This window comes from Coleofasciculus sp. H7-1, from assembly GCF_057473865.1.
The window spans coordinates 33,771-46,978 of record NZ_JBYCCT010000040.1; the positions used below are offsets into that span (position 1 = coordinate 33,771).

The following is a 13,208-nucleotide window of genomic DNA, read 5'->3' on the forward strand; positions in this document are numbered from 1 at the left end:
TTCGGTTGATGGACTAATCCCCGCTAATCTCCACTAACATCTCGCCTGTTCGCAAAAGCTCTAAAGCTTCCGGCAATGTTGCACTCAAAATCTCTCGCAACCGCGCATTTGATGTATTGCCACACGTCAACCAGATAATTTGTGGCGGCGAACCAAAACGATCGACTAAATCAACAAAATCTCTGTCCTTTGTTATAACGATCGCTCCTTGCGCTTTCGCTGCCTCGAAAATCTCATAATCTTCAGCATCTCTCAGACCAATATCGCGCAAGGCGACTGCTGTCACCCCAAATGTATTCGCGATCCAGGGTGCGATCGCTGGCGACAGTTGTGCATCTACCCAAATCGTCATGCCACCAGAACTGGATGATCGAGTTTACGCGCCGCGTAGGTGAGTGCTGCCTTCAGATCCTCCATTTCAAGGTCAGGCATTTCCTCCAAGATTTGTTCGGCACTCAAACCCGCCGCTAACAAGTCCAGCACATCTGATACTCGAATTCTCATACCCCGAATACAGGGACGACCACCACACTGCTTCGGATTAACTGTAATTCTGTCAAGCAAATCTGGCATCCGATTTCACTCCGAGATGAGTCATAATTTCAGTGTGGATCGCGTTTGTTCAACTTGCAAATCAAGAAACTCTCAATATGCGATCGCTTTAATGTCACCCATTAGGTTAGTACCAAAACACTTTCTTGCTCTGCATCTCCACGCTAGTTAAGCGTCAGAAACTACCGCTTTGGAACTGACCTCAAACTGTAGCTGCGAACGGTAGAAACAGACATCAAACTCCATGAAAAACCTAATGCAGTATCAGCAGATGATAATATGCTGATTCGCAAGCGATCGCGCTCATTCCTACTAAAGGCTTTTGTCAGTCTGCTCCAACGCATTTTTAGGATCTATTATAGCAGCAGGAGGCTGTTTTTCCTGCATAACTCTCATCAGAAATCGTAGAGCTTCATTAACTGCATCGGCATTGGGAAACATTTCTGCGACATCAGGTTCTAAGCGAACGATTGTCCCCCCAAAACTCTTTCTTTGGGAACCTAACTTTCTGACTCTTAGGCTTTTTAAGTCATATTGCGATCGCAGATTATTTTCCATCTTTATCATCATCCTCTCAATAGCCCAAAATACAGACTCTCAGTTCTTGAGGGGTCATGTTTAGGCGGAAGATTGCTTCTATTGGTTAGGTAGTGTGTTGTGTTAGTTGAGATAGCTTTAACCTTAAATATCGAACATCTCCAGGTGGCGCTATAACTGTACTTGCTGCATCTTTGACTCTGATAAAATGTTCTTGCAAAGCTGACTGCCGCACAGACTCATGCTCCTGCCCTAAGTGTTCTAGGGCAAAATCGAGTAACTCCTCATTACTTAGCTGCTGCAATTGCTTTTTCAAGCTCTCAGACATATCTTCTGTCTCCATTAGGCTCGATGTAAATAATCATCCGTTGGCTTGGGAAGTCTCTAGGCTGAATTACAATACATAACTCTCCATTGGGTAGCAAATCAACTAACCGAATATAACATCTCAATTGTGCGGTTAACTCACGTGCAATTAAATATAATTCCCTAAGTTGGTCTGGAGTTGGCTCCATATTGATACTGTTTATCCTACGAACCCACCTTAATGCGGTATGTTAATCCCATTTCGTTTGTTTTCCCAATTCAAGTGATGTTTCCTCAACAATTATTCATAATGATAGCGAGTATCACCATGCCGTTGAAAATCCTTTAGCGATCGCGCTGGAAGTCGTCTACATCTTCCTATTATCCAATGCTGTCGATGATATGCTGATTCGCATTAGCGATCGCTCTCCTGCTATCAGGCGTAAACTACAACCGGAACTCGCTTAAACGCAGGTATCCCAGACTGCTTATCTATCCGGGCTTTAAAGATGACGTTAACTTCGGGATAAAACATCATCGCTGCTCCCTGACGCACAGCACCAAAGATAATTTCAACATTCTCTAACTTACCTGCATCACCCTGCACCGTCACTCGCTGATGCTCTTGCCATCCTACTTATTTTGCATCGGATGGATTCATTAAAATACAGTTGCGGTGCGGCATTCCCCGATATTTGTCGCCTGGTTTGTAAACTACCGTATTGTGTTGCGAGTAGCTGCGTCCCGTCATCAATGCTAATATAATGCTAGGGGTAGATTCTGGCACTCCAAACTCTTTTGCCTCCGGTAAATGCAATTCTGGTAATGGCGTAACAAACATATTAGCTTTACCGGACGGTGTAGCAAATTTGGGTGACTTGAAAATGCGTCCGGCGATCGTAAACTCTTCCTTGGTTTCATCAATTGTCGCCATCTGCTCAAAGCCAGGAATCGTTTTGCCAATTAGTTGGCGGACATATTTGGTATCTTGAAGTTTGCGCCAATCCACCGGATCGCTGCCAAGAATCCGATGCGCTAATTCCGTGAGAAATTCCACCTCCGAAATCAAATCCGCATCCTTAAGATGGGTTTTACCAACATCATTCAGCCGCACAAAGTTGTTGCCCGATTCCGTCGTAGTTTGGTGCGGATTTTCAAAGCGATTAAATACGGGAATGATGATGGTATTTTTATTGGCTAATCCGTGAAAGTGTCCTAGATTCGGTTTAGTAGCAAGGTAAATAATCGTTTCAATATTGCCTAAAGCACGCTTTGCCTGCATCAAGTCAGGGTTCGCCGCATACAGATTACCACCCAGGCAAATCAACGTATCTACTTTGCCTGCATCAGCCGCATCAATTAAGTCGCGGGCGCGATATCCAGGGTTGCGGTTGAGCGATCGCCCCAGCAATTTCTCTAGCGCTTCTTGAATCTCTTTTTTGAGTTGGACTGTCACACCCATCGAGCCAAAACCCTGGACGTTGGAGTGTCCCCGGATGGGCATCGTACCGCCACCCTCTTTGCCCGCATTGCCTGTCAGCAGAGCCGTGTTGGCGATCGCATAGATGTTATCGACTCCGTTGTCGTGCTGGGTTGCACCCATCGCCCAGGCGAATACAACACCTTTGGAAGCGGCGATTATTTCTGCGGCGACTTCGATTTCCTGTTGGGAAACACCGCAAGTTTGGGCGATCGCATTCCAGGAAATAGAGTTAGCATAATCGACAACTGCTTCCCAACCCTCAGCGTGAGCGCAAAGATAATCTGTTTGAATTAAGTTGCGTTCAATTAGCGCTTTTTGGATGCCGATAAATAGCGCCACATCGCTACCGGGAATCGGTTGCAGATAAAGTGAGGAAATCTCCGAGCCAGAAAATAGCGACTTGAGGGGAAACGCTGGGGAAGCAAACTTGACCAACCCCACTTCAATTACTGGATTAACGACAATAACTTTGCCACCGCTATCGCGCAACTCAATCAGTTCATTCATCAAGCGCGGATGGTTAGCAGGCGCATTCGACCCAATCAACACCACGCAGTCTGCCTTTTTCAAGCTATCCAGACTGACCATTGAGGTGCCAGAGCCAAACATTTTCTTCAGTCCCACCGTCGAGGGAACGTGGCACAAATCCGAGCAATCTGCCAAATTATTCGACCCCAGCAATCGCATCATCAGTTGCAGCAGATAAGCCGCTTCATTCGACGAGCGCCCGGAACTATAGGAGGCGACTCGCTCCGGCGACTTGCGAAAGCCAGCTTCGCCAATCTCGTAAATCTCATCCCAGGAAATCCGCTCGTAATGAGATTTGCCCTCGCGCAGAATGACGGGAAAACTGAGACGACCGAGGCGATCCGCTTCTAAGGAAGTCAACTGCTGGAGTTCGGCGATACTGTGGCGCTCGAAGAAATGGTTTGAGACAGGTGGTTGCAGTTCGGCGGAAATTGCCTCTACGCTTTTGGCGCAGCGTTGCATCGTTTCGCCCAATTCGTTTGCGAAGCCGCCCTTTTGTCCCCCCGTTCCCCAAGCACAGGACAAGCAAGCACTTTTATGCAACAACGTTTGCCACAGTTTTGGCCCTGACGGTGACAGCGTATGTTCTGCCCAATATTGCACGACGGGCAAACCGCCCCCCATTTCTGGAATATTGCTAGAGCGATCGCTAGTTGCTTTAGTTGCGTCTTCTGTTTTAATGTCTGCGTCCATACAGCTTCCTCTTGAATGCAGCGCCACTCATCCGTCAGCCTGGAATGCCTTCTATCCCTCTTAATCTATCTTGCACCAAGCCCTCAGAATAGAATTTTGGAGCTATAGCGGTTCTTACTTGAGTGCGGTACGCCTAGACCTAACCCCCTAGCCCCCTTCCCTACAAGGGTTGGGGGAACCAGAGTCTTCCTCCCCTCTCCGCATCGGGGAGGGGCTGGGGGAGAGGTCGATCTGTCTAAGTCCGCCAGCGCGGATTACCCGAAAATTAAGGGTTTTGTAACCTGCTCTCGTCAGGTTTCGTTTGTGTGCCCGCTGTCGCTGAGCGGTTGAAACCGCCAGGTGCAAGATATGAGTCTATCTTTTTTACTAGAAAACTAGCTTCTTAAACATCTTCTAATCACTTCAATCGTAGCTTTGTGCTTCTCTATCCTTAAGCAGATTGTTAGGTGCCTTCCCCCAGCCTGCAACTGCGCCGTGGAATAATGAGTAAACAACAGTTCCTAAAATTTTTATGACCACTTCTCACAGCCAGGGCTATCTCGTCACGATCATTTGCGAAACGGTATTGCAAGATCGCCTAGTTAAGTTACTCAGCACATTGGGTGCTTCTGGCTACACGATTATTCCAGCCAAGGGCGCTGGTAGTCACGGTAGACGCATGGGAGATATCGCTGGCTATAACACCAACATTGAAGTCAAAACCATTGTGACAAAAGAGATATCAGACCAATTGCTAGAAGACCTGAAGGAGTTCTCGATCAATCATGCCTTAATTGCCTTTCGTCAAAAGATAGAAGGTTTGTTTGATTAAATAATTGAATCTAAAATCTGACTGGGGCGATAGATTTTAACTTGTCGAGTTCTCGGAGCGATTAACCAGCCTAAGCGATCGCTACTGTGTAGGTGCCATGACACTTGATTCTCCCTGAGTAGTTTGATTCCATCCTCAATTCGGAATTTTCCTTAACCATTTGCATAAATTGCTCATTGGTAATATCTAGGTAACAAGGAATTCTGAATTGAGGTGAACCAACCATTGTTGTAACTTTGTCAGCAGCATGAATCAAGAGTTTTGAGCATACACGGTGCTTTTTACTTGTCTCCAACCCTTCTATTGAATGCTTGTTACAGCAACAGTGGCTCAATTTTTGCTTGTACTTCCTCAATCACACTTTCTGGCACGGACTCGACAAATTGAACACCACGAGCTTTCCAGTCTAAACACTTGATCTGGTCTGCAAGAATAACCCCCTGAATCTTCAATCCAGATGGCAAGAGAACTTCAAAAGGATACCCTTTTTGTTGTTTTGTGATAGGCATGAACAAAGCCAGGGAGCTTTTCTGGTTATAAGCAAGAGGCGAGATTACAAAAGCTGGTCTATGACCCCTCTGTTCGTGCCCCTTTGTCGGATCGTAGTCCAAGTAAACGATATGTCCTCGGCTGGGAATATACAAATTTGCTTGTACTACCAAACTTCATTTCCTACAGCTATTCCACTATCAATTTCAGCGTGAAGATTCTCCGGTGTGATTCCCTTAATAAGCTCATCAAGCGAGTAACGCTTTCGACTTCTGGGCTTAATTACTAGAGTTCCATCTACCACACTAATATCTATCTCAGCCCCTTCAGCTAAATGGATTTCCTTGGCTAAATTCTGTGGAATCCGAACAGCAAGACTGTTTCCCCACTTTGCAACAGTTGCAGCCATAGTCTGAATCTCCATCTAGCGAAACCGATCTCTATACTCAGCTTTCCTATAATTAGGTATATACAGAGTATCTACACTATAGCGAGGAAACAGATGTTTGACAAGCATTATGCTTCAAAGCCACTTCCAGCCAAAACCCCTTGTGGTATTGTCCTACAAATTACCTTCTGACATCTTAACTTCGGATAGATGACATTCAGGATTTGCCATGACAATTGAAGAAATTGCTCGTCGGTCACTTTTAAGCAAGGGAAATTCTGATAGTGCAAGTAGCGATCGCTTCCTCCCCAACACGATATTCTTAAACTAGCGTGGTCTGCGGAATATTCAAGATTGCGATCGCTTCCTCCCCGGCGAAGCAGAATCGCTCATTTCTGCTTCAGGCTCACTGCTATCTAACTGGTTTCTGCGGATAAAAATTCCCTGTGCGATCGCTAGTCCTGTCGTCGATGATATCCTGATTCGCACTTGAGCGATTCAGGTCGTAGTTGAAGAACCTTAATCATCAAAGGTATAGAACTGCTCGTAAACCTTCATCTACCTCTTCTTGCAAACTCACTGGTAATGAACCAATACGCTCAGTCAAAAATGCTTTGTCCACAGTGAATATCTGGGAGACATTTGCAACAGAATCTCTGGATAAACCCGTGGTATCACGGGATAATAAAACATTGCCCGGTGCGATCGCAAGTTTTATATTGGAAGTGATAATAACAACTATTACCGTCCTAAGACGACTTTGGGTGAATGTATCATCCTGAATAATTAGGACTGGTCTACGATAGCCAGGTTCTGAACCCATTGGGTCAGGTAAATTTGCCCATTAAATCTCTCCGCGATACACTACCAATCCTCATGCGGTAGAGACATAAACTGCATTTTTACCATTACTGGGTCTAATTCTGATGACTCTTGAGAGTAAACCTCGTTTAGTTGCGATAACATTCGCTCTCGGTTATATCGCTTCAAATATGCTTTCAATGCTTTCGTGTAGAGTTCACTCCGAGACATACCCAACTGTTGAGCAAGTGCCTCAGCTTCTTCAAAAATTGGGTCAGTAAGAGAAATAGCGGTTTTCAAGGGCTGACTCCTCAAGTAGTTGACACACTTTAGTTATACCAAATTTATACTTTGTTGGGCGGGAGTAATTTGCTAAAAGCTTATACTAGAATGCTTCGAGCGCAAGCATGAACATAAACCACAATTACTGAGCATCAAATGAACACAAAACTGAGCATTTTTCCCAAATAAACACGCCTTAGCGCATCGCCTTTGCAACCCCACCAATATCGCTCCTCCGGCTCCATCAATGTATTAGCCTGCACCGCTATGATGCAACTGCAAAGTCTGTATACTGTCGCATCTTAGGCTCGTGGAATGCTAACACAATATCTTCTTTGGGGACACCTGCACGAACTAGGTCAGTAGCAATGCCATCTTCAGTCCAATCTTCTTCGATCCAAAACTTACCATCACGAATACGAACATAGACGGTCATGCCAGCAATGCGATCGCCGTTCTGCCAACCAAGGTTCATCCAGATATAATGTCCCTTTGGTTCATCCACAATCAAGAATGTCTCGATTTCTCTATCGGGACTGCGGTTGCACAATTCTACATACTCAAACAATATCTGTTTAATCAGCTTGGGATACTCAGTTAATTTATCCATTGCGTAATTTCCTCTGTCTCTATATTTACGACAATGAGTGGAAGCTGATGTCTACTAAGAATGAGTTGAATTACATCTTGCTTGAAAAAGGTGTTATGAGCGACTGTACTGACAGCAACATAAAGTTTACGGTCTGGTGCTGTTTCCTCCAGAAGATAACGGTAAATATCGTACTGACCGAGAGTTTCTTTTAAGTCTTGTATTTTTGATGCACCAAGAAAGCTTTTCACTTCAACGACAAGCTTTTGCCTATCCCGTTCAGCTGCGATCGGACGTTCAGCACCTAGATCGGCGTATAACGTTGTTCTTCGATACTGAATGACATAGGGATCGTCTGTAATTGTCCAGCCATCCTTTATCAGCGCATTTTTTATAGCGTCATGGATGATGTCTAATCTAGGCATAACCTAATTGTAGGCTAGAAACAATAGCCCCTTTACCTACTGATGCAAGCTTGGCAAATTCTACAAAATAAGTTCTAATTCCAAATAAGTTCGCCATATTATCTAGTTTCAAAGCAACCTACCTGTCATAAGTAGTTATGCTGGTTCGCATTGGCGATCGCATCATTAAAGGTAGCATCAAAAAATGTCTTCCAGAAACAGAACAATTCTGGCGATTGCGCCTTTAACTGTTGCTCAAAGCTATTGTCAATTGCAGACTAGGTTTTGCACTATGTCTGTGCTCAAGTTCCAGTAAACCTTCTTTAAGACGGACTCCACCTCTAAAACCTGTAAGTGTGCCGTTGCTGCCGATAACACGGTGACAAGGCACAATAATACATAGAGGATTTTTCCCGTTGGCTGCTCCAACAGCACGCGCTGCTGTTGGCAATCCTATTTTTTTCGCCAGTTCTCCATAAGATATCGTTTGACCGTAAGGAATCGACTGGAGTGCTGTCCAAACTTGCTGTTGAAACAGTGTACCTATGGGGGCAAGCGATAGCGTGAATTGATGCAATTCGCCATTAAAATATGCCTGAAGTTGATCGACGGCGTTACCGTTTAGCTTCTTTTGGAAATGCCAAGCAGTTTCTGGAGACTTTGCAGCCAGCCCTTCTTGAAAGTCTATCGCCACTAGCCCAACTGAGTTTTGCGCGATTAAGATACGTCCCAGAGGGCTATCCATGTAGGTATAGAAAATTGAATCAGAAACCATATAAATTCCTTTTTGCTGAGATTTCCCAGAACGCGATCGCCTGAAACACTAAATATAATTTTGGCATGAATTCACATCTGTGCATAAATGGGAATGCGATCGCTCTCACCAGTTTGTTTGACATTAACTTCGCAAATTGCTTATAGTAAGCCTGTAAAAAGGCTCTCATGCACATTATCACCTACAAAAGACTCAAAGATTTTTGGGGAAAACACCCCAATTCTCAAACGAGCCTTCAGTTGTGGTACGACCACACAAAAGAGGCTCAGTGGGAAAATTTTGTAGACCTTAGAGTAATATTACCTTCAGCCGATCAAGTTAAAAATCTGACCGTTTTTAACATCTGTGGTAATAACTATCGCCTGATTGCTTTGGTAGATTATAAGTACAAAAAAATTTTTATTCGCAATGTCCTGACCTATGCAGAATACGACACAGAAGACTGGAAAAACGACCTCTGGTACACGTAGCACTAGCGAGTATATGTCACTACTCAAGGCTTTTCCTCCGCGTCCCATCGCTACAGAAGAGGATTTTATTGCTACGCAACAGGTGATAGATTCTTTGATAGATCGCGGTACTCTGACAGCAGACGAGCAGGACTATCTCAATGTGTTAGGTAGTTTAGTCCACGATTACGAAGAACTTCACCATCCTCTACCTACTCTTCAGGGCGTAGAGCTAATTAAAGCGCTCATGGTTGAGTTGAATCTCCGACAGAAAGACCTGGTTCCTATTTTTAAAACGGAGTCCATCGTTTCGGCAGTGCTGAACGGTAAGCGTCAGCTAACGGTAGAACATATTCAAAAATTGGCTAATTTTTTCCATATTTCGCCAGCCGTTTTTTTTGATGAAAAATAATTTAACTTTACATCTTGCACCATTTTCAAAAAACCGCCCGGAACTTAAGTTCCGGTCTAATAGCTAAAGTCCACTTAAGTGGACTGGAAAGCAGTTATTAGTCCACTTAAGTGGACTGGAAAGCAGTTATTAGTCCACTTAAGTGGACTTGAGCTATTAGCCAGGAGTTTAAACCCCTGACTGAAGAAAAAAATCCCCTGACATTTCTGCCAGGGAATGAAAATGCTAAATCTTAGCTAATGAATTGCGTAACTCATGCCCTTTAGGCTACAGGAAGTAACTCTCGCTGTTCGGATTTGACTACCCGAATCTGACCGTCATCGTCAACATCAATGATGGCAGTGTCTCCATCTTGAATAGTGCCAGATAGCATGGCTTCAGCCAAGTTGTCTTCTAAGAGTCGCATGATGGCACGGCGCAACGGTCTTGCACCGTAAGCAGGACTGTAGCCTTCAGTTACGACACGCTCTTTGAAGCGATCGCTGACTTCCAGAATAATTCCCTGTTCGGTCAAGCGTTCGGAGATTTCGCGCAGCATGATAACAGAAATTTGCTTCACTTCGTCCTTCGTCAACTGACGGAAGACAATGATCTCGTCGAGACGATTGAGAAACTCAGGACGGAAGTATTGCTTGAGTTCTTCATTCACCAAAGCGCGAACATGGTTGTACTGAGCCTCAGCTTGATTGTCGGATACCTCGAAGCCTAGACCGCCGCCGCCTTTCTCAATGACTTTAGAACCGATGTTGGAGGTCATGACGATCAAGGTGTTCTTGAAGTCTACTGTGCGACCTTGAGCATCGGTCAGGCGACCGTCATCCAAGAGTTGCAGCAGCATATTGAACACATCGGGGTGAGCTTTTTCGATTTCGTCGAACAGTACCACCGTGTAAGGCTTGCGACGCACCGCTTCGGTCAACTGACCGCCTTCGTTGTATCCCACGTATCCGGGAGGCGAACCAATCAGCTTGGAAACCGTGTGGCTTTCCATGAATTCCGACATATCCAGTCGAATCATGGCTTCTTCGGAACCGAAGAAGTAAGCAGCCAACGACTTCGCAAGTTCCGTCTTGCCCACTCCGGTTGGACCTGAGAAGATAAAGCTGGCGATGGGACGGTTGGGGTCTTTTAGACCGACGCGGGCGCGGCGAATGGCCTTAGAGGCGGCGGTGACGGCTTCCTCTTGACCGATGAGACGCTGGTGCAAGGTATCTTCTAAGTGCAGCAGTAACTCCGATTCGGATTCGGTGAGTTTGCTGACAGGAACTCCAGTCCAGGAAGCAACGATTTGAGCGATATCTTCTTCGCCAACAACTGGGGAGTTTTCGGCGTTAATAACTTCTGCCTTTTTGTTGTCAGCGATCGCTTTCAATTGTGCCTCAAGTTCCAACTCGCGATCGCGCAGATGTCCCGCTTTATCAAAGTCTTGAGCCTTCACAACTTCTTCTTTCTCTTTGGTCACTTGACGCAGTTCGCGCTTCAGTTGCCCAGTACCAGAAGACTTGCTGTTTCTCAGATGGACGCGAGAACCCGCTTCATCAATCAGGTCAATTGCCTTATCTGGCAAGAAACGATCTGAGATGTAGCGATCGCTAAGCTGAGCGGCTGCAACCAGAGCAATATCAGAGATTTTAACTTTATGGTGCTGCTCGTAGCGATCGCGCAGACCAAATAAAATCTCAATGGTTTCACTCACGCTGGGTGCGCCTACCATAATCGGCTGGAAGCGACGTTCTAAGGCGGCATCTCGTTCAATGTGCTGGCGGTATTCATCCAGAGTTGTCATTCCCATGCACTGCAACTCGCCTCGCGCCAATGCTGGCTTGAGGATATTCGCGGCATCCATGCCACCTTCAGTTGACCCCGCACCAACTAGCGTATGCACTTCGTCAACAACCAGAATGATATTCCCCGATGTCCGAACTTCTTCCACAATTTTCTTGAGGCGTTCTTCAAATTCGCCCCGGAATTTGGTACCCGCGATCAGCGAACCCATATCCAGACCGATCACCTGCTTATCTTCCAAGAAACCAGGAACGTCTTTATTCACAATACGCTGAGCTAAACCTTCAGCGATCGCCGTTTTACCAACCCCTGGCTCTCCAATCAAAACCGGGTTACTCTTGGTGCGGCGAGCTAAAATCTGGATAGCGCGTTCAATTTCTTTGGTGCGACCGACGACTGGATCGAGCTTGCCTTGTGCTGCTAGTGCGGTCAGATTCGTGCCAAACTCATCTAACGTCGCGGTTTTGCGGTCAGTACGTGCTGATGCCGAACGATCTTCTCCACTGCCAGTGGAGACGGCTGCGACTTCTCCCAACCTCCGAATCACGGCGGTACGGATGTTCGCCGGGTCAGCGTTCAGGTTTGCCAGCACTTTGGCGGCAACTCCTTCCCCCTCTTGAATCAACCCTAGCAGCAGGTGTTCCGGACCAATATAGTTATGTCCGAAAGCCTTTGCCTCAAGAAAGGCTTGCTCGAAAACCCGCTTCACCTTAGGGGTAAAGGGAATTTCAGAGGGTACAAAGCGAGACCCCCGACCAATAATTTTTTCGGTTTCTATCCGGCATGATTGCAGGGTGATGCCTTGGTCGGTCAGAACTTTAGCCGCCACACCCGTGCCTTCTGCAATTAATCCTAAAAGGAGTTGCTCGGTGCCCACGAGGTTGTGTCCCAGGCGACGTGCTTCTTCCTGAGATAGCATAATTACCCTAACGGCTTTGTCTGTGAAGTGTTGAAACATGGCGGCTTTCCTCTACCGAGCTGTTTAGGCGATGGGTGAAGTGGTATTTCCCCATGCATAAACTTTTATGTACTTGCTTAATTAACAATGTATCTCTACCCTGATAGCGATCGCAGTGGGCACAACCGTATGAAACAGGTGTAGTTGCCGCCTATGCATGGGTTTGAAGTGCGATGCATGTATGGCGAAAGAAAAGATACCTCGATAGTTAGAAATTGCCGGTATATAAATGTAGGGGTGGGTTTAAAATCCTTCTCTACAGTCGCCAAGATTCAACCGGGCGAGGCTTCATTAATTCTTATAAACTTAATCATACTTATTATTGAGTCCCAATAAATTGCTCCTTGTATTAGCAGCTTACGACACAAATTAGAGTTTTATTCACTAAAAATGTAAGAAAATCTTATAACTCTACCTCGCGGTAGATTTTTTTGAGACGACTTCCCTTAAACGGTTCTTCACCAATAATCCGAAATCCTCGTTTATCGTAGAGAAGCTGGGCGATGGCTTGGTTGGGATGATTTGAGGTGTATAATCGTAAAAATTTATTGCCTTCCGAGCCTGCCTTTTCAATAGCAAAATCAACTAATTTCCTCCCAATTCCTTGACCGCGAAATGCGGTATCTACACACGTCCAGCCAAGCCATAATCCCTCATTTTTATCATCTTTGCTGCTGTATAATCCAGTTGTTTCAACTACTTTTTGGGAAGCATCATCAACGGCAACCCAATAGCAGGCTTCGGTCATCCCAACCAGCCAGAAAGCAATTTGAGAAATTATACTGTTTTTCCTTAAGCTTAAGGGAAATACAGGCACTGGCTCGTTCAGAGAAAATTTGGTAGAGAAAAACTGTATGGACTAGATTAATCGCTTCATTAACAGTCTGATGAGAAAGGGGTTCAATGTGCATTTTTGAGAAAATGGGTAATGGATGAAGAGTCATTATTCGTTAGCTGAAGACTAAT

The 13,208-nt window shown here is 45.4% G+C and carries 16 protein-coding genes and 2 pseudogenes; 3 read left to right on the forward strand and 15 right to left on the reverse strand.

Annotated elements, in window-relative coordinates; translation table 11 throughout:
• Positions 1-13: 13 nt before the first annotated feature.
• The 5 genes and pseudogenes from AC2VDX_RS10555 to AC2VDX_RS10575 form a co-directional block, all read right to left on the reverse strand.
• Positions 14-352, reverse strand: coding sequence for a DUF5615 family PIN-like protein (locus AC2VDX_RS10555; protein ID WP_378179937.1), 339 nt, complete (start codon positions 350-352; stop codon positions 14-16).
• Complete coding sequence (locus AC2VDX_RS10560) at positions 349-573, reverse strand: DUF433 domain-containing protein (RefSeq protein ID WP_378179934.1); 225 nt, start codon at positions 571-573, stop codon at positions 349-351. Before AC2VDX_RS10560 ends, AC2VDX_RS10555 begins: the two co-directional genes overlap by 4 nt.
• Positions 574-864: 291 nt before the next feature.
• A complete protein-coding gene (locus AC2VDX_RS10565; RefSeq protein WP_378180010.1) occupies positions 865-1,110 on the reverse strand; it encodes a hypothetical protein in 246 nt (81 codons plus the stop codon).
• Between the two features lie 85 nt (positions 1,111-1,195).
• The gene (locus AC2VDX_RS10570) at positions 1,196-1,417 is read right to left on the reverse strand and encodes a hypothetical protein (protein ID WP_378179931.1); all 222 of its coding nucleotides are present in this window, start codon (positions 1,415-1,417) and stop codon (positions 1,196-1,198) included.
• A gap of 414 nt (positions 1,418-1,831) precedes the next feature.
• A pseudogene (locus AC2VDX_RS10575) lies at positions 1,832-4,030 on the reverse strand (FdhF/YdeP family oxidoreductase).
• 580 nt (positions 4,031-4,610) lie between these two features.
• Between AC2VDX_RS10575 and AC2VDX_RS10580 the strand changes: the two are divergent.
• Positions 4,611-4,910 (forward strand): P-II family nitrogen regulator, encoded by a 300-nt coding sequence (locus AC2VDX_RS10580; RefSeq protein ID WP_378179928.1) that lies wholly within the window; start codon positions 4,611-4,613, stop codon positions 4,908-4,910.
• 314 nt (positions 4,911-5,224) lie between these two features.
• On the opposite strand, the gene mazF is transcribed toward AC2VDX_RS10580, so the two are convergent.
• From mazF to AC2VDX_RS10620, 8 genes and pseudogenes are all read right to left on the reverse strand, one after another.
• Positions 5,225-5,572 carry an endoribonuclease MazF gene (mazF, locus tag AC2VDX_RS10585; protein WP_378179925.1) on the reverse strand — a complete coding sequence of 116 codons (348 nt, stop codon included), beginning with the start codon at positions 5,570-5,572 and terminating at the stop codon, positions 5,225-5,227.
• Complete coding sequence (locus AC2VDX_RS10590; protein ID WP_378179922.1) at positions 5,566-5,808, reverse strand: AbrB/MazE/SpoVT family DNA-binding domain-containing protein; 243 nt, start codon at positions 5,806-5,808, stop codon at positions 5,566-5,568. Before AC2VDX_RS10590 ends, mazF begins: the two co-directional genes overlap by 7 nt.
• Before the next feature lie 327 nt (positions 5,809-6,135).
• Positions 6,136-6,276: a hypothetical protein gene (locus AC2VDX_RS10595; RefSeq protein WP_378179919.1), complete on the reverse strand. Its 141-nt coding sequence runs from the start codon at positions 6,274-6,276 to the stop codon at positions 6,136-6,138.
• A gap of 37 nt (positions 6,277-6,313) precedes the next feature.
• Positions 6,314-6,652 (reverse strand): annotated as a pseudogene (locus tag AC2VDX_RS10600) (type II toxin-antitoxin system PemK/MazF family toxin).
• Positions 6,652-6,888: a hypothetical protein gene (locus AC2VDX_RS10605; RefSeq protein ID WP_378179916.1), complete on the reverse strand. Its 237-nt coding sequence runs from the start codon at positions 6,886-6,888 to the stop codon at positions 6,652-6,654. Before AC2VDX_RS10605 ends, AC2VDX_RS10600 begins: the two are co-directional and overlap by 1 nt.
• Positions 6,889-7,135: 247 nt before the next feature.
• Positions 7,136-7,480: a XisI protein gene (locus AC2VDX_RS10610; protein ID WP_378179913.1), complete on the reverse strand. Its 345-nt coding sequence runs from the start codon at positions 7,478-7,480 to the stop codon at positions 7,136-7,138.
• Positions 7,468-7,884, reverse strand: coding sequence for an element excision factor XisH family protein (locus AC2VDX_RS10615; RefSeq protein WP_378179910.1), 417 nt, complete (start codon positions 7,882-7,884; stop codon positions 7,468-7,470). Before AC2VDX_RS10615 ends, AC2VDX_RS10610 begins: the two co-directional genes overlap by 13 nt.
• Before the next feature lie 223 nt (positions 7,885-8,107).
• Positions 8,108-8,638 carry a methylated-DNA--[protein]-cysteine S-methyltransferase gene (locus AC2VDX_RS10620; RefSeq protein ID WP_378179907.1) on the reverse strand — a complete coding sequence of 177 codons (531 nt, stop codon included), beginning with the start codon at positions 8,636-8,638 and terminating at the stop codon, positions 8,108-8,110.
• 167 nt (positions 8,639-8,805) lie between these two features.
• Between AC2VDX_RS10620 and AC2VDX_RS10625 the strand changes: the two genes are divergently transcribed.
• Together AC2VDX_RS10625 and AC2VDX_RS10630 are read left to right on the forward strand one after the other, a co-directional pair.
• On the forward strand, positions 8,806-9,108 hold the full coding sequence (locus AC2VDX_RS10625; RefSeq protein WP_378179904.1) for a type II toxin-antitoxin system HigB family toxin: 303 nt from the start codon (positions 8,806-8,808) through the stop codon (positions 9,106-9,108).
• A 13-nt stretch (positions 9,109-9,121) separates the two neighbouring features.
• On the forward strand, positions 9,122-9,499 hold the full coding sequence (locus AC2VDX_RS10630; protein ID WP_378179901.1) for a helix-turn-helix domain-containing protein: 378 nt from the start codon (positions 9,122-9,124) through the stop codon (positions 9,497-9,499).
• A gap of 262 nt (positions 9,500-9,761) precedes the next feature.
• On the opposite strand, the gene AC2VDX_RS10635 is transcribed toward AC2VDX_RS10630, so the two are convergent.
• Positions 9,762-12,242, reverse strand: coding sequence for an ATP-dependent Clp protease ATP-binding subunit (locus AC2VDX_RS10635; RefSeq protein WP_378179898.1), 2,481 nt, complete (start codon positions 12,240-12,242; stop codon positions 9,762-9,764).
• A gap of 403 nt (positions 12,243-12,645) precedes the next feature.
• Positions 12,646-12,990, reverse strand: coding sequence for a GNAT family N-acetyltransferase (locus AC2VDX_RS10640; protein WP_378179895.1), 345 nt, complete (start codon positions 12,988-12,990; stop codon positions 12,646-12,648).
• Positions 12,991-13,208 lie beyond the last annotated feature (218 nt).

Bases quoted from the DNA above. Each gene is read 5' to 3' on its own strand.
- AC2VDX_RS10560 (WP_378179934.1), bottom strand. From the start codon at position 573: ATGCCAGATTTGCTTGACAGAATTACAGTTAATCCGAAGCAGTGTGGT.
- AC2VDX_RS10615 (WP_378179910.1), bottom strand. From the start codon at position 7,884: ATGCCTAGATTAGACATCATCCATGACGCTATAAAAAATGCGCTGATA.
- AC2VDX_RS10570 (WP_378179931.1), bottom strand. From the start codon at position 1,417: ATGTCTGAGAGCTTGAAAAAGCAATTGCAGCAGCTAAGTAATGAGGAG.
- AC2VDX_RS10565 (WP_378180010.1), bottom strand. From the start codon at position 1,110: ATGGAAAATAATCTGCGATCGCAATATGACTTAAAAAGCCTAAGAGTC.
- AC2VDX_RS10620 (WP_378179907.1), bottom strand. From the start codon at position 8,638: ATGGTTTCTGATTCAATTTTCTATACCTACATGGATAGCCCTCTGGGA.
- AC2VDX_RS10610 (WP_378179913.1), bottom strand. From the start codon at position 7,480: ATGGATAAATTAACTGAGTATCCCAAGCTGATTAAACAGATATTGTTT.
- AC2VDX_RS10590 (WP_378179922.1), bottom strand. From the start codon at position 5,808: ATGGCTGCAACTGTTGCAAAGTGGGGAAACAGTCTTGCTGTTCGGATT.
- AC2VDX_RS10555 (WP_378179937.1), bottom strand. From the start codon at position 352: ATGACGATTTGGGTAGATGCACAACTGTCGCCAGCGATCGCACCCTGG.
- AC2VDX_RS10630 (WP_378179901.1), top strand. From the start codon at position 9,122: ATGTCACTACTCAAGGCTTTTCCTCCGCGTCCCATCGCTACAGAAGAG.
- AC2VDX_RS10580 (WP_378179928.1), top strand. From the start codon at position 4,611: ATGACCACTTCTCACAGCCAGGGCTATCTCGTCACGATCATTTGCGAA.
- AC2VDX_RS10635 (WP_378179898.1), bottom strand. From the start codon at position 12,242: ATGTTTCAACACTTCACAGACAAAGCCGTTAGGGTAATTATGCTATCT.
- AC2VDX_RS10640 (WP_378179895.1), bottom strand. From the start codon at position 12,990: ATGACCGAAGCCTGCTATTGGGTTGCCGTTGATGATGCTTCCCAAAAA.
- AC2VDX_RS10625 (WP_378179904.1), top strand. From the start codon at position 8,806: ATGCACATTATCACCTACAAAAGACTCAAAGATTTTTGGGGAAAACAC.